A 20,367-nucleotide genomic window follows, 5' to 3' on the forward strand; every position below is an offset into this window, starting at 1 on the left:
TGGTTTACTATTATTAAGATGCAGGATTATAAATAATGTTGCAATTTGTCTAAAAAAAATGACCGCCATCAATAGCGGTCATTTTCCTTTTATTGTTATCTGACTAACTAAACTTAAAGCTTATTTAAAATACTCAACTCCATTTTTAAAGATATTGTGATAATTCGCAGTTGGAATATTTTTAAACAAACCTTCTGCAAAACGTTCAGGATGTCCCATTCTACCAAATATTTTTCCGTCCGGACTCGTAACTCCTTCAATTCCAAACAATGAATTATTTGGATTGAATGGCATTCCGTGAGCGATGTTTCCATCTAAATCTAAATATTGAGTAGCAATCTGTCCATTCTCATACAACTTCTGGATTTCTGCTTCCGAAGCCATAAAACGGCCTTCACCGTGGGAAATCGGAATGGTAAAAACCTGATTCTTCATTCCTTTCAGCCAAGGCGATTCGTCATTTACAACTCTTACATTCACCATCTGAGAAATATGTCTTCTGATCGCGTTGTGAGCTAAGGTCGGAGAATTTTCGTCCAGATCTTTGATTCTTCCGTAAGGCAACAATCCTGACTTCACCAAAGCCTGGAAGCCGTTGCAGATTCCGATGACCATTCCATCTCTGTCGAGCAATTCGTGAACAGCATTTCGCATCTTTTCATTCTTCAAAACATTCACGATAAACTTAGCAGAACCATCCGGTTCGTCACCCGCAGAAAACCCTCCGGAGAATGCTAAAATTTGCGACTGTTTAATTTCTTCAACCCATGCGTCAATGCTTTCATCAAGCAACTGATGGTTGATATTGATCAAAGGCAAACTGCTTACAATTGCGCCTTCTTTTTGGAATGCATTCAGTGTATCATACTCGCAGTTTGTTCCTGGAAAGACCGGAGCGAAAACTCTTGGCTTTGCAATTCCGTGTTTTTTAATAATGATGTTTCTTGGATTGATTGAGTTGAATTTTTCATCAATTTCAACCGTTAATTTTTCTTTTTCAACGGTTGGGAAAAGATTCTCAAAAGTTTCAGTGTTTACCTTAAGTAATTTTTCAATTTCAAAACTCAAATTATTGATTTTCAAAACATTTAAATTTTCAACCTCACCGATTAATTGAAGATTAACAGAACTTAGTTCTTCAGTTGATTCTATGATTAAACTTCCAATATTCTTAGTAAGTAAAACATTATCATCTGCAATATTAATTTCAGCACCCAATCTGTTTCCGAAGCTCATTTTCGCTAGAGCAACAGCAACCCCACCTTCTTTCACTGTTTTTACAGAAACTATTTTTCCGCCTTTGATATTTTCGAAAATTAATTCAAAAATAACCTTCAAACTCTCATAGTTTGGAAGCCCGTTTTCCTGTGGAATATGATTGAAGAAATACAGTTTATTTCCTGCCCGTTTAAATTCCGGAGAGATGATGTTTTTCTTTTCCCCATTAGCACAAGCGAAAGAAATCAACGTTGGCGGAACATTCAGATCCTGATACGTTCCACTCATCGAATCTTTACCTCCGATTGCCGCTAAACCAAAATTAATCTGAGCATCGTAAGCTCCTAAAAGAGAAGCTAAAGGCTTGCCCCATTTCTCAGGATTCTGACCTAATTTCTCAAAATATTCCTGGAAACTGAACCTGATATTTTTATAATCGCCACCCATCGCAACGATTTTCGCAACACTTTCAACTACTGCATAAGAAGACCCCAGCAAAGAATTCTGTTTAGAAATTTCTGCATCAAATCCCCAACTCGCCAAAGAAACTGTTTCAATATTTTTTGCCCCGATGATAGGTAATGTCTGAACGCTTCCTTCCATCAAAGTCTGCTGATATTTTCCACCTAAAGGCATCGCAACCGTAGTCGCACCGATAGAAGAATCGAACATTTCCAACAAACCTTTTTGAGAAGCAACATTTTTATCACTTAATATTTTTAGGAAATTCTCTTTATTGAATTCTAAAGTCTTGTCTTTCAATTTATTAAGATGAGTAATTTTAACTTCCTGACTTTTTGAACAACCGTTCGTATCTAAAAATGCTCTTGAAAGATCAACAATTTTATCGCCTTTCCAGAACATCTGCATTCTTCCTGAATCTGTCACTTTTGCAACTTCAACAGCCACAATATTTTCAGCTTCACAGAATTTGATGAACTGTTCTTTATCTTTTGGTTCAACCACAACCGCCATTCTTTCCTGAGATTCAGAAATAGCAAGCTCGGTTCCGTTCAAACCTTCGTATTTTAAAGGCAGAACATCTAAATTAACTTCCAAAGAATCAGCGATTTCGCCAATTGCAACAGAAACACCTCCAGCTCCGAAGTCATTAGATTTTTTAATTAATCTCGTCACTTCAGGATTTCTGAATAATCTCTGGATTTTACGTTCTTCAACCGCATTTCCTTTCTGAACCTCTGAACTCATCGTGTGAATTGAAGTTTCGTCCTGTTCTTTTGAACTTCCACTTGCTCCACCAACACCGTCACGACCCGTTGCACCACCTAAAATGATGATAGAATCACCCGCTTCAGGTTTTTCACGTCTTACCCAATCCACAGGAACAGCTCCGGCAACGAAACCAACTTCCATTCTTTTGGCTTTATAGCCTTCATCATAGATCTCAGAAACCATTGTAGTCGCTAAACCGATTTGGTTACCGTAAGAAGAATATCCGTTTGCGGCTTGTTTTGTGATTGTTTTTTGAGGTAATTTACCCGGCAATGTTTTATCAACCGGCTCCAAAACATCAGCAGCACCCGTCAATCTCATCGCCTGGAAAACGTAAGAACGTCCGGACAAGGGATCTCTGATCGCACCACCTAAACAGGTGGAAGCACCACCAAAAGGTTCGATTTCTGTCGGGTGATTGTGTGTTTCGTTTTTAAATAATAAATACCAAGGTTCCTTTTTACCATCATATTCGGCTTCAATTTGGATGGTACAGGCATTGATTTCATCAGAGACCACCAAGTTCTCCAAGTTGCCTGTTTTATGGAAATATCTTCCGCAAACTGTTGCCAAATCCATTAAAGAAATTGGTTTCAATTCACGCCCTAGGAATTTTCTTTTTTCGATATAATCATTGAAAATCGTTTCCAATGTATGTTTAAACTGTCCTTCGAATTCAATATTTGACAATTCTGTTTCAAATGTTGTGTGACGGCAATGGTCACTCCAATAGGTGTCTAAAACTTTAAGTTCAGTTTCTGTAGGATTTCTTTGTTCAGATTTAAAATATTCCTGAATGAATTTCAAATCATCCAACCCTAATGCAAAACCGTGAGAATTATAAAATTGCTCTAATTCATCCGAATTAAATGAATTAAAATTTTCATGAACTATCACTTTTGACGGTGTTTCTTCCGCAGGAATATTTAAACTTGACAAATCTTTTTCCTGAGATTCAACCTTGTTGATTAAAAGGTCTTTGATTTTTGCTAAATCAGATTCAGAAACTCCTTCGAACTCTATTAATTTTCCGCTTCTTACTTTAGACTTCTCATTTTCAGTTAATAAAGCGATACATTGTTGTGCAGAATCTGCACGCTGGTCGTATTGTCCGGGTAAAAATTCTAATGCGAAATAAGTTCCCTTTGCCGGATTTTCTTCAATTAAAATATCAGTAACAGGGTCTACGAAAGTGCTGTTGACAACCTTTTCGAATTCACCATCATTTAACCCAAAAATATCGTAAATGTTGTATACTTTTACGCTTTGCACAGATGGGACCACCGCTTTTACTTCATCAAAAATCTTTGGACTTTCTACATCGAAAATTCCTCTTTTTTCTACGAAAATTCTTTTGTTCATTTTTTATTAGATTCAGGAACCGAAGTTCAGGATTTTATTAGATTTATTTTTTATTCAGCGAATTGTTTTAAAAATTCTGGATACCAATCATCAATTTTCTTATCACGGTTTTTTGCACGAACTTTCAGCAGTTTGTCGGTGAATTCCTGCATTTTCGGAAAACCTCTGTCTTTCATAAGCTTGATGACGCTTTGCTTGGTTTCAAGGAAACTTTTCTGGTCATAATTGTCCTCACAGAACAAAACAAAAACCCCGTACGTCATATATTCATCAAATACTTTTACCGGATCTGGATATGCAGAAATACCTTCCGTATTTTCGTCTGTCCAGATTGTTCTGTCTTTAAAATATTGATCAATAGCTTCTTTGTTCGCGATACTTGGTGCTTTTACATAATTGTGGTCAATCTCAGTAAACATCACTCTTGTATTGAACAGCTCATTTTGAAGCTCCGAAAGCTTTTCAAAGTTATCGAGCGGTGGTAAAACCATATAGATCAGTTTGAAATTGTTGTTGTCAAAATCTCCTGTATAATTCAAACTATTAATGAGCGGTGAACAGAAAATGATGTAGCTGTTGATTTTGGTTTTAAAATTTTTCTCCAGCCATTTCCATTGTTTACCAAGATTTGCCTTTTTATCGTAATCGGATATAATCTGTGAATAATACGGTTTTTGTTTTTTATAAAATTCTCTGAACTTGGACTTTACCGCAAAATCTTCAATTTCTTTTTTGTAAGTTGTGATTGGGTTTTCAGTGATTTTAATGCCAGAAACGCCGGTTGCAGGAAAATCAAAAATTTCGTTTTTAACCAATTTGTTTCCTTTGAAATCATAAGAAATACCATTTCCCGTAAGAAAAATGTAATTGTAAATTGATGCCACCATCAAAGAATCAAACGTTTTGATGATCTTTTCATTTTCATAAGGTTTGAAATGGGTTAGAACATTTTTATAATATTGTCCCTGCTGCTGTATCATATCATCGTTCTCCAACCCGGATCTGGTAATGGCTGCCATAATATGGATTAATTCCTTAACCTCATTGATTTCGATTTTATATTGTCCCTGATTCTCTTTTTTGAATTTTTCTGTAAAATTAACCCTGTCCTGAGCTTTTGAAATGATACAGGTTAAGATCAATAAAACCGTAATAATTGTTTTTGTCATAGTTTTTATTATACTATAGAAAATGCAGCCCAAAGGACTGCACATTGATTATACTTTAAGGTCAGCCTCCAATCCTATCAAATCTTTGTTGGCATCAATAATCGGCTGAACTTCATTGGCTATGAATTCTTCAGTCTGAATTGGCGCAAAACCGATGAAATTTTTAGGGTCGAGAACCTCTTTTAATTTTGATTTATCGAGTTTTAAAGAATCGTCATTTAAGATTCTTTCGATAAGGTCATTTTCTTTACCTTCTTCTTTGACTTTTTTGGAAGCTTCCATCGAGTGGACTCTGATCACTTCGTGGATTTCCTGACGATCGCCACCGGCTTTTACCTCTTCCATGATGATATATTCTGTCGCCATGAAAGGAAGTTCCTCCATAATATGCTTGTTGATTCTGTTCGGATAAACCACAATTCCATTCATGATGTTGTTCCAGATCAATAGGATCGCATCAACCGCTAAAAACGCCTGAGGAATCGTCAATCTCTTGTTTGCAGAATCATCTAAAGTTCTTTCAAACCACTGAGTTGAGGCGACCATTGCAGAACTTGTCGTTAAGGACATTACGTATTTTGCTAGAGCTCCTATTCTTTCGCTTCTCATTGGGTTACGCTTGTAAGCCATTGCCGATGAACCGATCTGGTTTTTCTCGAATGGTTCTTCAATTTCTTTAAGATTCTGAAGAAGACGTAAATCGTTTGTGAATTTATGTGCAGATTGGGCGATATTTCCTAATAAAGCAACCACTTTAGCATCAATTTTTCTGTCATAAGTCTGACCGGAAACGCCGAAAACTTTCTCAAAACCGAATCTTTTTGATAATTCTTTATCTAAATGCTTCACCTTAGAATAATCTCCGTTGAAAAGCTCAAGGAAACTTGCTGCAGTTCCCGTAGTTCCTTTTACGCCCCTAAATCTTAATGTTTCTAAGAAAAAATCAAGCTCTTCGATGTCAAGAACCAAACTTTGTAACCAAAGAGTCGCTCTTTTTCCAACAGTCGTTAGCTGAGCCGGTTGGAAGTGCGTAAATCCTAAAGTCGGTAAATCTTTATATTGAATAGCAAAATCCGAAAGATTTTTCATCACATTGACCAACTTTTTCTTTAAAATTAAAAGCCCGTCACGGATCTGAATCAAATCTGTATTGTCTCCTACAAACGCCGAAGTTGCTCCCAAGTGGATAATTCCTTTTGCAGAAGGCGCAACGTCACCGTAAGCGTGAACGTGAGCCATCACATCGTGACGGAATTTTTTCTCATATTCGGCAGCTTTTCCGTAATCGATATTTTCTGCATTCGCTTTTAGTTCAGCAATTTGCTCGTCTGTGATTTCAAGACCAAGGTCTTTTTCGATCTCAGCAAGGGCGATCCAAAGTTTTCTCCAGTTCTGGAACTTGTTGTTGTGCGAGAAATTAAACAGCATTTCTTCACTGGAATAGCGTTCTTCCAATGGGTTCTTGTAGGAATTCATTTCTTTTTTTACTTTCTTTTTATTAGATTCACAAATTTAAGGAAAATTAACCGATTGAATAAAATCTAAATAAAAATTGGATCAAAGATTTAACCAAAATCTTATTTTTGAATCAAAAGTTCGGCGGGATATTTGTATTTCTTAATCTAAATCTAATAAAAATGGTCTCAAAAATTACATCAGAAATCAAAGTCAGTGTGACGACAGAATATGATAATCATAATAGCTATCCTTCAGAAAATCGCTATGTTTTCCGTTATAATATTGAAATCCAAAATCTGAGTGATAATCCTGTGAAATTACTTTCTAGAAAATGGATGATCTATGATTTAGGATTTGGTTTTACCGAGGTTGAAGGTGCTGGTGTCATTGGACTGACTCCTGTCATTGAAAGTGGTGAAAAATTTAGTTATTTTTCTAATGTGATTGTAAAATCCGGTGTTGGAAATATGGAAGGTTTTTATATTTTTGAAAATGCTAATCACGAAACTTTTGATGTTGCAATTCCGAAATTCAATTTGGTTTCGGAGGTCTTAAGTAACTAATAACTAATATTATATCTTTTTCATTTAATTATTGCAGAAGTATTTCTAATTACAAAGAATCTCTCTGAATAAATTTAAAGACATTATTCACAGACTCTTTTTTATTTTTGAGAATCATATAAGCTGCAGATTCTCCCATTGCTTTGAAGTCGGTGGTGATCACAGTAATTCCCAATAGTTCTTTCAAAGGTGTCTCATTGTAAGAAATGATTCCGATGTCTTCCCCCAGTTTCAAATTTTTCTGTCTGATCTGCTTAACCAGATTCACCAGATCACGCTCAAGGATTGTAATGAAAATATCTTTGTCCTGAAGTTCCATATCGGGATAGATTTCGTCAAGAATTTCGTAATCTAATTTAAAATCCCTGCAGAATTTTTCAAAACCATGCACAATACGCAAGGGGTAGGGATGAGCTGCTTTTGAAGGATAAACCAAGATGAGTTTTTCGTATTTCTTGATTTTATCCAATCCTTCTTCCAGAGCCTCATAGATGTCATTTTCAAAATCCTGGAAAATCGTCCCATATTCTCCCGAAATATTAGGTTTCGTGTTGTCCAACATCAAGAGTTTGTTCTTCGGGATCTTTTCGATAATGTCAATAACCTGCTGTGTAGAACTCGTATGTTTGGATTGCTCATCCCGAAAATGCGGCATTATCACATAATAATCAAAAGCGCCAATATTTTTTTTGAGAGCATTGATGAAAAGTGTTTCGTCGCAGTGATAGATATACATTTCAACATTTCCCTTAGTTCCGATAGATTGTACGAAATAATCGTAAATCATCATTTTGTAAGTACTCGGCTTATTGATCAGGAAAAAAATATTGATACTATCATGTTTATTAATTCTGGAAATATAATAACCTTTTCCCTTGACAGATTCTATGATCTGTCTTTTCCTGAGCTCTTTGTAAGCTTTTTCAACCGTGTCTCTGGAGAGAAAACAAGACTCGCTGAGTTCATTGATGGATGGGATTTTTTCACCAATTTTGATTTCTCCATTATCAATCCCATTGAGGATAGAATCTACAATTTGCTTATATTTTGGAACTCTGGAGTGTTCATTAATATTGATTTCAAATGTTTCTGCCATCATAATTCGGGAATATATCATTTCAAGTTAATAAAGATCGATTTTAAAAAGAATCAATTACTGAACACAAATTACAAAAATTTGAAATAACTGATTAATGATTTTATTTAATTGCTTGTTTAATTATAATTGTTTGATTTGCAATATAATGAAAATTTTATTTTCATATTTTTTAAATTTTACAAAACACTGTTTTCTGATTTGATAATGATAAAAATTATGATTTGCATAGAAAAATAAAATCCAATTTTATCTCAATTTCTTCTTTTTAAAATGACTTCATCAATTTAGAATCTTGTGAACCCATAATCATCCTGCACTATGCTGTATTCAAAAATTCAATAAAAAAAGGTCTGTCGAATTAGACAAACCTGTGAATAAAAATAAGATGAGAGTTATTTTTAAGGCATCTTTTTGAAACCTTCCGCTTTTATTTTCCAAGAACCATCTTTCGGAAAACCGGGAAATTGTCCGGTTGAACTGTCCCAACCTTCCAACATCATCGCAACGGTGGTCAAAACTCCACCATTTCCAGGAAGATAAATTCTAAGCCTTTTATCTTGGAAATTATGTCCGTTTTTCAGATAAGTATTAGTCTGGATGTTCATAAATAATGCATCCAAAGCTTTGTCCGGAAGTCCGAGTCTTGCTGCGTTCATCGCTGTCATCGGGAAATCCCATCCCCAAGTGTGTTCCCAGTTCCATCTTTCCCAAACGATATCCAAAGTGTTTTTCATAATTTTTTTATCCAGTTTTGGAGATTCAGGAACCATTCCCAATGCGCCTAAAACGGCAGGGTGGTCGGTCATCCATTTTGGAAAGGTGAAAGAATCTTTCGCCGATTCTGTCGACAAATAAACCCCATCCTGAACCGGAAGCGGAGCTAATTTAGAAATGACATCATCCCATTTTTTATCTCTCGTTTCACCTAATCTTTCTTTCCAAAGTTGAGCAGTTTTCAGCGCCCAATCCCAATACGCAACTTCATAAGTAGGGTTATAAGTATCTTTCGCAGGGAAAACTTCCTGAGCTGGAATTACACCTTTTCCTAGATTATAACGGTTTTTCTCTTTGTCATACGTCGCAAAATCAGCCATAAAATCAGCAGTCGCAAAAATCATATTTTTGTATTTTTCCAAAACTTTTTTATCCTTGCTGTTTCGGTACAAAAGTTCGGTCATATAGATAATGTGTGGCTGCTCCCAAATCAAAAATGCAGCGACAGAAGACGGACTTTCGTTTCCTTCGTTATCCGACATTTTAATCCAACGAACGCCTTTGTAACCTTGTCTTTCTGCTAATTTTTTAGCTTTGTCAAATGACCTGAAATAATAATCGAGTTGTTTTTCCAAAATCTCCGGTCTTCCCCACAAAGCGAAGTGAACACCGTGCCACCAATGCATTTCTGTATGCGGTTTTCCGTACCAGCTATTGAAAGTCAACCCCGTTTCCTGAGGAGGATTACTTCCTCCGCACTGAACTTTGGTTAAATATTCTGACAAGACAACTCTTCTTTCCAATTCGTTGGCTCTTGGGTCTGTACTTCCTTCAAAATCAACGGCTGCACCGCTTTCCCAGAAGTTTTTCCAGCCTGAACTGCTTTCTTTTTCAGCATCAGCGAATAAAGTTCTATTAGATTTCGGGTTTTTAGCCGAAAACTCAACGCTCAATTCAATTGTTTTGTTTTTAGAAGAGGGTTCGTAAACAAAATAATGTTTTCCTGCTTCACGAAGTTTTCCGTCCGTAAAATTAAATTGTGTATAATAATCTGTACTCTGCAACTTGTGCTGAATCAATCCTTGAGTAGATTGTGAAGAAACGATTTTCGAAGAATGGTCATTTTCATTTCCGTAAAAAGCGGCATCATCCAAAAACTGTCCGGTCGGAGAAGGGTAGCGTGCAAAAACTTTTAATTTATTTTTTGAAATTAAATCAGATTCAATTTTAATTCCGATTTTATCTGAATTTTGGAAAGAAGCAGTCCAGACTTTTACCGGAGTTCCTTCCAGTGAAAACTCGCTCGTGATAATTCCTGTCCATAAATCAATTTTCTGATTGATGTTGGTTAAATCTGAAATTTTCGCTTTCTGACCATCTTTTTTAGTCAATTCAATCCCGATATTTCCCAATTGCAAACGATGTTGGTTCACACGGAAATATTCAACAGCACCTTTATTGCGTTCAGGTTCTTTCAGTTGGACACTGTACAACGCTTTTCTTCCATCGTTATTGAAATCATAAGGTTTTAAAGTTTCTTCAAACTTGTAATTTTTGGTATTCGGAAAACTATTCCAGCCCCATTCAGACTGAGTTCCGAGAGAAACTCCATTTTTATAATATTCGGGAAACGACTGCATTCCGGTAATATCAACGGTGTAGGCAAATTTCCCGTTTCCTACGGTTAAAGTAGAAAGTGTATCGGCTTTTATGTTAACTACATTATGTCGCTGAACGACTTTTTTGCGGTCGATTTTCTGGGCATTCAGTGAAGAGAATCCCATCAGGAAAATCCCGAGATATATTGTAATTTTTTTCATTTTATCTTTATTTATTCTTTAAACTTACAACTTAGGCTTCGACAAGCTCAGCCTGAAAATCCTAATACTAAATGTTTTACACTGCTGTCGGACTGAGCTTGCCGAAGTCTTTCTCACTAATATTTCTATATTATCTGCCACGAATGCACGAATATTTTTATAAGCATACACTTTATATTTGTGCATTCGTGGCATTGCATTCTATTTTAAAACTGTAGCACTCATCATTCCAATCACGACATCATTGCTCACGGCTGTGAGTTTTATCGACTTTAATTCTTTATTCGCGTCAATCGGCAAGTCCAGAATTGTTGCTGAGCCACCATCAACCTGACGGTCTGTAAATCCTTTGATGCTTGAATATTTGCTCAAATTTCCACCTTTGTACAATTCTCCGGTTTTCAATTTCACACGATACGGAATTTTGTCATCCGGAATTTCAAAAGCAAAATTATCATCAAATAAATCCTGCTCAATCGGCCACCAATTCGTTGGGTTTTTCAGTTCCAATTCTGTCGTTGAACCATCAACATATTGAACCGTAATTTTTCCATTCACAATCTGAGATTGCATAGGATTCGTAGAACCAGCCATCAGAAAATAGATTTTCTTTCCTTTCCCTGAAACAGGAATTTCAAGAGAATCAGAATAATTATCCCACTGACTTACAAACGCGATATTTTTATCTATTTTATCAATTAAAAATGGAACTCCGAGAAACTCAATTTTGCCGTTTTTTCTTTTATTCATCAATCCGCTGTCATCAATTTGAGCGGTGATTAACGGATAACACCAGTTTCCGATTCCCTGCCACGGAAGCTGTAAAGTCGGAACTTCCGGTCTTGGTGAAAGGTATTTTTGATTGAAAATCTCAGTCACTTTTTCATTGTATTTTGAAGCTAAAGAAATGTTGTTGAATTGACCTTGGTTTTCAATTTCCCAATCTGTGATTTCAATATTTTGTTTAATTCCGTTGTATTCAAGCTCAATAGAATTGGTTCCTTTACTTAAATAATTTGAAGGAATTTCAATGGTTGTACTTTGATTTTTTTGAATAGTGAAAGTTTTATTTAAACCATTAATATTCAGCTTTCCATTAATTTGATTTGTAGATTTTGATTGAATCTGAAGTTTTTTATTCGCCCATTTTGTCTCCAAAGGAAAACGGATATCCACATTCACAGGTTGCCACCAACTTGTTCCGTTTTGCTCGACCTGAACGAAAAAAGTTCCTTTTCTTTCCTGCTGGTTAAGTTCAAACTTGTGGTTGACCACCCCGTCTTCGCCCTTCGGTCGAATCCACCCCTCCGGAGGAGGGGAATTTTTAATCAAACCTTGTGGGTCGTAGATGTTTTTGATTTTCTTTTTTGAATCAAAATTTAACTGAAGACTTTCCGATATATAATTAACGTAGTCGGTTTGTTCGTTTTTTAATTCTTCTCCTGAATAATTGATTTCAATCTTAAAATCTTTTCCTGTCGGCGTTTCAAACTGAACAATTGGCTGTAAAATAGAATTCGGTTTAATTTTCCAATCCACATTTTTTCCATTCACTTTCACCGATTTGATGTTGGAATAATTCACAGGAATCTGCATTTCCAACGCTACAAGATTTTGATATTTTGAAGTGAAAATATATTCCGTTTTTTTAGAATTTCTTTTAAACTGATAGTCCCAATCTGGAAGTTTCAGTTCGGCAGAATTCCAGTCTTTTGGAAATCCTGGTTTGATGCGAATCTTATATTCTAATAAATTCGGATAAACCCCAAAAAGCCCTTCTGTCAAAGTTCGTGAAGCCACACCAATCGGGTCGGCAAAATCCCGGTACAATTCGCCACGAAACGCATCGTAATGAGAAAGCTGTTCGAAATTCCCAGGACTGATGCCGTAATACATTGACTCAACCAGATTCCCCTTCCAAAGTTGATACGCATCCTCACTTCTTCCGGCTTGCCAGTATGCTAGAGCGGTTTGTAAATTTTCTGCCAAAGCCACATTGTTAATCGACCAGTCGTAAGGCTGCCAGTTTGTGGTTGATAAAGTGTAATAATCTTTATTTTGTGCACCATTTACCGTCACCGGAATCTTAGGTGTATGATGATTGATGTACTGTAAGTTTTGGTAATCTTCAAATTCATTTAAAATAAATGCATCTGAAACGTGATAAATCGACCAAATTCCCGGTTTATCGTGAACGATTTGATTGCCCAAAGCATCTTTGTACTCAGCAAAGTAACCTTTATCTTTTAGCCAAAGCTGGTTTTTCATTGCCTTCAAAATCGCATCAGCTTCCTGTTCGTAAGGTTGAGGATTTTCACCAATGATTTTCGCCAGTTTCGCCATTTCACGGTTGGCTCTGTAATTATACGCTGAAGTGTGCGTCACTTTTCCACCCGAATATTGTAACGCATCGCTCGCCCAAATCGTTGCATACGCATCGTACAAATCTCCACGCTTGAAATTTCGTTTTTCCCAATCCATATGACGAACCATTGTCGGCCACATTTTTTTCAGAAATTCTTTGTCTCCCGTGTAATTGAAATGCGAAAACATCTGGTCAAAAAATACCAGATTCATATCATAATGATGCGGTTTTGTATTGTCATTCGGATTTCTGGAAATATATCCGCTGGAAAAAACGGAAGTTCCCATTTTTTCCGCACTTCTCGCCAAATGAAGCAAAGTATCCATTTCTACAGGCGCAGAATCTGGTTTTAAAACCTGTGAAATGGCATAACTTTCAAAATGTTCTTTTGCTCGGTCGTGCCAGTTCAACGCATCAGCTGTGTAAGCGCCTCGCCACGCATTCAGTCGCATTCTCCAAGCAACGGCGCCGTGAAGGAAGGTTGGACTTTCCCAAATTCCATCGGCTGCAACTGCCAAATTAGCTCCGAAATTATTTAAATCTGCATCGGGAGTTTTTAACTGAATTCTATTGGTTAATGTTAAACGGGATTTTTCAGCTTCATTAAATATGTTTTTCAACTCTTCATCCGAAAAGTTTTTTTCTGATTTTCCTTTGGCAACCTGAATATAAACCGGTTGTTTTTGTGAAGAATACGAAGCGTAAACAATTGGATATTTTTCGTTTTTATTTTGAGTAAACTCAGCAAGTTTTTCTAAAGTTTTTGCATCGGTCAATTGAAGAGAATTAATATTTGAAAAACTTCCGTTAACGGTTTGAGTTTCTTTTTTCCTGTTTAAATAATTTAATTGAAAATGATTTTTACTAGTTTTATATTCATTAATCAGACAATATTCAGGCAACAGATAAAATCCGGATTCTGGGTCTGCGCCGATGTCGCCGTTTCTGCTGAAAGTCGTTCCGCTCGCACCGCCAAAAATTGCAAAGATTTTTGTTGAAGAATCTACATTTACAGTTTCCATTTTTAAAACTAAACCCTCTTCTTTAGCCTGTGCTAAAACAGTCAGTTTCAAAGTTCCGCTTCCTAAAATCGGGTCTTTGATTTCATACAACATCGAACCAGGTCGGTAACGGGTTTCAATTTTATCAGCCTGAATTAATTTTTTAATCGAATTTCCTTTTTGAATGACGAATTGAAGATTTCCGCCCATTCCCGGAAGATACAAAGCAAATTCCGGCAAATCTCCCGCTTCAACTCTCGACGCACGGTTATCGCCATACAAAGCCCGATTGAATCTGTACTTTCCGTTGACCAATAAAAAATCGCCTTTGTCTTCTTTGTAATGCAGTTCACGCTCGTTATTCTGCCAATGTTTCGACTGGGAATAAGAAAGTGAGAATACCGACAAAACTAGCAGTCCGGCGAAAATGGTTTTTCTTCGCATTTTATGGTTTTAACTCGGTTAATGGCTGCCCGTTAACGGTTACATTTTTTAAAGTCACATTTTTCAGATAATCCACTTTGTAAGGAATCTGAACGCCGGTCATTTTTGCGTTAATCATCGTGAAATCAGTTACCGGAGAAGATTCATAAGCATCAGAGAATACAGCATATTTTCCACCTTTATCGACCGTTAAATTCTCAACCCATATATTTCTGATGGTCGGAATGTGATTTCCGGGCTTTTCATAATGCATATTGAAACGCACTGCCGCTTCTTTGTAAGCACCCACTTTTGTGTTGTAGAAAAATACGTTTTCGATTGTTCCGCCACGGCTTGAGCTGGTTTTAATTCTTAAAGCTCGGTCAAGATTCTTGCTGTCCATCACGTTTCCGATAGCGTAAATGCTTTTAGCGCCGCCTGCAATTTCACTTCCGATAACAACTCCGCCGTGACCATCTTTCATTTCGCAGTTTTCGATGATATGGTTTTCGGCAGGTCTTCCGATGTCTCTTCCGTCTTCGTCTCTTCCAGATTTGATGGCAATACAGTCGTCTCCTGTGTCAAAATATGAATCTTTAATCCAAACATTTTTACAGGCTTCAGGGTCGAAACCGTCGTTGTTTGGCCCGTGGCTGATGACTTTTACTCTTTCAATCAAAACGTTTTCACACAAAACCGGGTTTAGATTCCACATTGGAGAGTTTTTAACCAAAACATCTGCCATATAAAAGTTTTTCGACTTGTAAGGCTGAACGAAATTTGGTCTTAAATACCATCCATCACCAAAAATTCTTTCTCTTGCAGGTTTTCTCTGCGCCATATATTCGTGAAGTTTCGCACGGGCAGGATTTTGTCTTCCCGGACGAGTTTCATTATATCCATATTTTGTAGCACCACACCAGAACCACCAGTTGTCTAAATCTGAATTTCCATCTAACGTTCCTTTTCCGGTAATGGCGATATTTTCTTCTTCGTACGCGTAAATCAGAGATGAATAATTCATACATTCCATTCCTTCCCAACGCGTGAAAACAATAGGGTAGTCGTTGCTGTCCTGACTGAACAAAATTGTAGAACCGTCGCTCAAATGAAGATTAACATTAGATTTTAAATAAATTGCTCCCGTTAAGAAAACTCCGTTTGGAACAACAACTCTTCCGCCGCCTTCTGCATTACATTTTTCTATGGCTTTTTTGAAAGCTTCGGTATTTTTCGTTTTTCCGTCACCTACAGCTCCGAAATCGGTAATCAGGTAATCAACTTTTCTGAATTCAGGCTTTTTGATTTGCTTTTTTAACGCTTTGATTTCTTTTAAAGGCTGTTTTGCGGAAGTCCACGGTTTGTATTGTGCCGATACTGAAACTGACAAAACCAAAGCGAATAGAATTAGAATATATTTTTTCATAAAGATTTAGATTCAAATTTTAAAACAATTTCTTGTATTGCAAACTAATATTAATGCGAAGAAAAATTATCCTGCACTGTCGGTTATAAGATTATTTGTTTTGGAATAAAGTCTTAAGCCAATCAGAACAGAGTTTTTTCCAATTGTCCGTCAGTTCCGATTTATTTGTAATTCCGATTTTATGTTCGCCTTCCGGGAAAATAAATAAAGCGCCTTTAACTTTATTTTTTGTCATTACCTGATAATACAGAAGACTGTTCATCACGGGGACAGTTTTATCATTTTGTGCGTGAAAAAGAATGGTTGGTGGCGTTCTATCTGTCACACGATTCTGCATAGAATATTCGGCGATCTTTTCTTTAGAGGCATTTTCGCCAAGCAAACTGTTACGGCTTCCAATGTGCGCGAATTCTCCCAGATCGATGACAGGCGAAACCAAAATGGCAAAATTTGGAATTGTAGAAATGGATGTCCAATCGTCTTTCAGTTCCGTGTAATCCGTGGTAATGTTACTCACTGATGCAGCTAGATGTCCACCTGCGGAAGTTCCTATCACACCGATCTGGTCTGGAGAAATCCCATATTGAACAGCATTTTTTCTAAGATATTTTATCGCTACTTGAATATCTTGTAAAGGTGCAATTTCTCTTTGCTTCACATCGGGAGAAATTGGTAATCTGTAATTCAAAACAAAAGCTGAAATTCCTAAAGTGTTAAACCATTTTGCAATCTGAAATCCGTTCAGGTCATATGTAAGTTTGTAGTAACCACCACCCGGAATAATGATTACAGCCATTGGTTTTCTGTCTTCCTTTGGTGGTAAGAAGGAAAACAATTCAGGTTCTTTTATCTGTACAATTCGGCCATCTTTTTCTTCGGTTTTTAATGGTAGTCCTTTGGAATTGGGCATTTGACCTTTTGGCCAGAGCGTAATTTTTTCCTGACCAAAAATTGAGTTTACAAATAAAATCAAAAAGAGTAATCCGAATTTTTTTATTCTCATTTAATTAAAATAAAAAATTATTTAATGTATTTTTCCAAACCTATATTCAAAGGTTTCAACGCCTTGACAGCGAGCTTTGCAACGGATTCTGCACCAAATCTTGACAGGTGTGTGTCATCCGCTTTGTCTTTGTTGTAATAAGGATTTTCACCTGCTTTAAAATGAAGATGGAGAAGCTTTGATTTTTCTGGACCTGCAGAAATTTCCATTTGCTCCGTTAATAATTGCATATCAACGAAAGAAACTTTCATAGCATCCGCCACCAATTTTACCACTAATGAATATTCTTTGTGCGTGTCTATTAGAACACCATTTTCATTGAAATTTCTCCTTGTGATGGATGTCATCAAAATCGGTGTTGCGCCTTTGGCTCTGGTTTCATTGACATATCTTTCCAGATTGGCTCTGTATTGTGTGTAAGGATTGGTGAATTTTGTGGAGTCTTTCAGCTTTTGATCGTTATGTCCGAATTGAATAATGACAAAATCACCTTTTTTCAACTGCTTTTCTATTTTGTCCCAACGTCCTTCTGTGCGGAAACTTTTGGAACTTCTGCCATTCATCGCGAGGTTTTGGATCTCGATTCCTGATGTAAAAAACTGTGGCAAAACCTGTCCCCAGCCGTGTTCGGGATTTTTGTCAGGATTGTCTTTGTTGGACATTGTAGAATCGCCAATTAAAAATAATGTTGGTTTCTGAGCCCATATCATTAATGAAAGAAACAGAAATATGATGGAAAGTTTTTTATTCATTTTTGAATTGTTTTAACATTGAATCATTCGCAGCCCGGCTTGAACAGAGCTCTTTTTGTGGAGCGAAGCGGAACAAAAAAGCGGGAGTGGAAGACGGATAAAGCTGCCCTAATTTAAATAAAATATCGACTATTTCTCAAATTCTATACTTGCGAGGATGAATGGACCAGTCCCTTTGGCATCGTTGGAACGGATCTGTTCGTTGATGTAATACTCATAAGATCCATCTCTGTAAGGTTTTCCGCCTAAACCGGCTACAGCACAGCATTTATTGAGATTTATAACGCCGTTTTCATCCACAGAGATCAGGTTTTTGATAATGCCGTCGTAACCTTTTTTAGCTGCAGCTTTGTAAGATTGTGGCAGATATCCTTCGTTCACGGACTTTATAATGGTGTAGACAAACATCGCCGAAGCGGTTGCTTCCTCATAATTACCTTTTTCCAGAGGTTTATCCAAAACCTGATACCAAAGCCCGGATTTTTTGTCCTGAACTTTGATGATGGCATCTGAAAATGACTTGATGTAAGAAATCAATCTTGCTCTACCGGGATGATTCTCAGGAAGATAATCCAAAACATCGACCATTGCCATCCCGTACCATCCCATTGCTCTGCCCCAAAAATTGGGAGAAAGTCCGGTCTCTTTGTTTGCCCAAGCTTGTTGTTTGCTCTCATCCCAAGCGTGATAAAGTAGTCCTGTTTTTTTGTCCAAGAGATTTTTCTGAACAGAATCAAACTGAAAAACAATATCATCATATGCTTTTTGAGCATCTGTTCCTTTTGTAAAATCTTTTGTATAATGTGTATAGAAGGGCATTCCCATATAAAGCCCGTCCAACCAAACCTGATATGGATAGATTTTTTTGTGCCAGAAAGAGCCTTCTTTGGTTCTTGGCTGTCCATCGATTTGTAGACGTAAGGTTTGAAGCGCTTTCAGATATTTGTCTTTTTTCTCTTTTTCGTAGAGATAAAGCAATACGTTTCCACTATTGAGAAGGTCGATGTTGTATTTTTCCAACTCATAGGTAAGAATAGTTCCGTCATCTTTAATCAGTTTTTCTCCAAAGTCGCTGATATAATCATAATATTCTTTCTTTCCTGTTTTAGCATAGAGTTTTTCGGCTCCGTCTAGAACAATGGCAGAAGGATAGGTCCATTTTGGACTTTTGCTGAAATCCAGCATCCAAGCTTCCGGGAAACGGTGCATCTCGGAAAGCATCATTCTTTCCGACCATTTCAGATTTGTGGGAACGACTTTTCCTGATTGAGATCTTGAAGCTTCTATTTTAGCTGCCATTTTTGTTTGTGCAGAAACGAAGAATACTCCGGAACTCAAAGCAATAAGGACAAGGACTTTTATTTTGTGATTGATCAAACTCATTTTATTGATTTAAAATTAATAATCGCAATCTAAAATAATCACAAATGATAATTATCCTGCACTGTCGGTATATTAATTACAGAATCAAAATAGACATTTTTAAAATTCCTGATACAGATAGCGATCGGGATAGGTCAGTTTTTCACTTTTGCGTTGACTATTGACGATGATATGGATGATATTCATTTGGTCATCAAAAAGATTATATAAAAAGCTTACAGCGGTTTCCACTTTTTTGGGGTTAGATACACCTTCTGATTCCAAAAAAATATCGACACTTTCTTTATCCTCTTGGTAGCCGACAAAATTCACTTTTACAAATTGATTGTTGACTTTAAGTTTTAGGTATTCGGATGCATAGTTTTTCAGATTTTCCTGCATTTCCTTTTCATATTTGATATCTTGAAAATGGAGATTTTTACCATATTTTTTATTGATCGCATTTTCCAGGTCATCCATAAAAAAACGTCCGGTAATTTCAAATGTCCTTGATTTTTGATTGTAGTTGAACTCCATGGAACCAACATGATAGGGATGTGGTTTGAAGGATATAAAAGCAAAGATAAAAGAGAAGGCAAATATTATGGACAGAACTTTCTTCATTGGTTTGGAAATTTTAAATCGAAATTAATCATTATTTTCGTGAATCTTTTTAAAAATGATAGGATGCAGGATTTTATTCTTTACCTGAAATTGGGCTGGGAACACATTATTTCACTAGATGCGCTGGACCACCAGCTGTTTATTTTAGCTTTGATCGCGGTTTATTCTTATAATGATCTCAAAAAGATTCTGATCCTTGTCACTGCCTTTACGATTGGACATTCTGTAACATTAGCACTCAGCACTCTTAATGTTTTGAGAGTTCCGGGAAACTGGATCGAGTTTCTGATTCCCTTGACGATCGTTATCACTTCATTAGATAACATATTGATGAAAAACAAGCAAAAAAGTCTGATGCAGATGAACTACTATCTGGCGATGATCTTCGGTTTGATCCACGGGATGGGTTTCGCAAATACAGCAAGAATGATGATTGCGAAGGAACAGAGCATTTTTGTTCCGCTTTTAGGATTTAATATTGGTTTAGAATTGGGGCAGATCATTTTGGTCGCAGTAATATTAATTCTTCTTTTTATTCTGCTAAAGATATTTCGAGTTAATAGAAAAGATTGGATTTTGTTTGTTTCTTCAGGGGTTTTTGCACTATCCCTGAAAATGGCTTTGGAAAGAATTCCTTTTTAATAATTGTTATATTTTATTTGGGCAGCAATTTCCGCGCTCCGTTCCCGCTATCCGCCTCTGGCGGATGAGCTCCACTCAGCTCGGGCTGCGAAGATTCCACTTTCCGGGAAGATAGCCGGTATTTCTAGATGAA

At 36.7% G+C, this 20,367-nt stretch carries 13 protein-coding genes; 2 read left to right on the plus strand and 11 right to left on the minus strand.

The window, feature by feature from the left end; genetic code table 11:
• Nucleotides 1–120: 120 nt before the first annotated feature.
• From BLT30_RS16170 to purB, 3 genes are read right to left on the minus strand one after another with little or no spacing between them, the layout of a single operon-like run.
• Nucleotides 121–3,813: a phosphoribosylformylglycinamidine synthase gene (locus tag BLT30_RS16170; RefSeq protein ID WP_089874602.1), complete on the minus strand. Its 3,693-nt coding sequence runs from the start codon at nucleotides 3,811–3,813 to the stop codon at nucleotides 121–123.
• Nucleotides 3,814–3,863: 50 nt separating this feature from the next.
• Nucleotides 3,864–4,982: a DUF4932 domain-containing protein gene (locus tag BLT30_RS16175; protein ID WP_175487217.1), complete on the minus strand. Its 1,119-nt coding sequence runs from the start codon at nucleotides 4,980–4,982 to the stop codon at nucleotides 3,864–3,866.
• Between the two features lie 48 nt (nucleotides 4,983–5,030).
• Nucleotides 5,031–6,458, minus strand: coding sequence for an adenylosuccinate lyase (purB, locus tag BLT30_RS16180; RefSeq protein ID WP_089874604.1), 1,428 nt, complete (start codon nucleotides 6,456–6,458; stop codon nucleotides 5,031–5,033).
• Nucleotides 6,459–6,619: 161 nt separating this feature from the next.
• Here purB and apaG point away from each other — a divergent pair, with 161 nt between their 5' ends.
• Entirely contained in the window at nucleotides 6,620–7,003 is a 384-nt protein-coding gene (apaG, locus tag BLT30_RS16185) for a Co2+/Mg2+ efflux protein ApaG (protein ID WP_089874605.1), read from the plus strand.
• A gap of 49 nt (nucleotides 7,004–7,052) precedes the next feature.
• On the opposite strand, the gene BLT30_RS16190 is transcribed toward apaG, so the two are convergent.
• The 8 genes from BLT30_RS16190 to BLT30_RS16225 form a co-directional block, all read right to left on the minus strand.
• Nucleotides 7,053–8,099, minus strand: coding sequence for a GntR family transcriptional regulator (locus tag BLT30_RS16190; RefSeq protein ID WP_089874711.1), 1,047 nt, complete (start codon nucleotides 8,097–8,099; stop codon nucleotides 7,053–7,055).
• 401 nt (nucleotides 8,100–8,500) lie between these two features.
• Nucleotides 8,501–10,636, minus strand: a complete 2,136-nt coding sequence (locus BLT30_RS16195) for a hypothetical protein (RefSeq protein WP_089874606.1) — start codon at nucleotides 10,634–10,636, stop codon at nucleotides 8,501–8,503.
• A gap of 201 nt (nucleotides 10,637–10,837) precedes the next feature.
• On the minus strand, nucleotides 10,838–14,446 hold the full coding sequence (locus tag BLT30_RS16200) for a DUF4450 domain-containing protein (protein WP_089874607.1): 3,609 nt from the start codon (nucleotides 14,444–14,446) through the stop codon (nucleotides 10,838–10,840).
• A gap of 1 nt (nucleotide 14,447) precedes the next feature.
• Nucleotides 14,448–15,851, minus strand: coding sequence for a glycoside hydrolase family 28 protein (locus BLT30_RS16205; protein WP_089874608.1), 1,404 nt, complete (start codon nucleotides 15,849–15,851; stop codon nucleotides 14,448–14,450).
• A gap of 91 nt (nucleotides 15,852–15,942) precedes the next feature.
• Entirely contained in the window at nucleotides 15,943–16,854 is a 912-nt protein-coding gene (locus tag BLT30_RS16210; RefSeq protein WP_089874609.1) for an alpha/beta hydrolase, read from the minus strand.
• A gap of 17 nt (nucleotides 16,855–16,871) precedes the next feature.
• A complete protein-coding gene (locus BLT30_RS16215) occupies nucleotides 16,872–17,606 on the minus strand; it encodes a rhamnogalacturonan acetylesterase (RefSeq protein WP_089874610.1) in 735 nt (244 codons plus the stop codon).
• A 129-nt stretch (nucleotides 17,607–17,735) separates the two neighbouring features.
• Entirely contained in the window at nucleotides 17,736–18,989 is a 1,254-nt protein-coding gene (locus BLT30_RS16220) for a glycoside hydrolase family 88/105 protein (RefSeq protein ID WP_089874611.1), read from the minus strand.
• A 99-nt stretch (nucleotides 18,990–19,088) separates the two neighbouring features.
• Nucleotides 19,089–19,592, minus strand: coding sequence for a DUF6702 family protein (locus BLT30_RS16225; protein WP_089874612.1), 504 nt, complete (start codon nucleotides 19,590–19,592; stop codon nucleotides 19,089–19,091).
• 63 nt (nucleotides 19,593–19,655) lie between these two features.
• Between BLT30_RS16225 and BLT30_RS16230 the strand changes: the two genes are divergently transcribed.
• On the plus strand, nucleotides 19,656–20,234 hold the full coding sequence (locus BLT30_RS16230; protein WP_089874613.1) for a HupE/UreJ family protein: 579 nt from the start codon (nucleotides 19,656–19,658) through the stop codon (nucleotides 20,232–20,234).
• The last annotated feature ends 133 nt before the right edge of the window (nucleotides 20,235–20,367 follow it).

It is taken from the genome of Epilithonimonas hungarica, assembly GCF_900102265.1.
Taxonomy (GTDB): Bacteria; Bacteroidota; Bacteroidia; order Flavobacteriales; family Weeksellaceae; genus Epilithonimonas; species Epilithonimonas hungarica.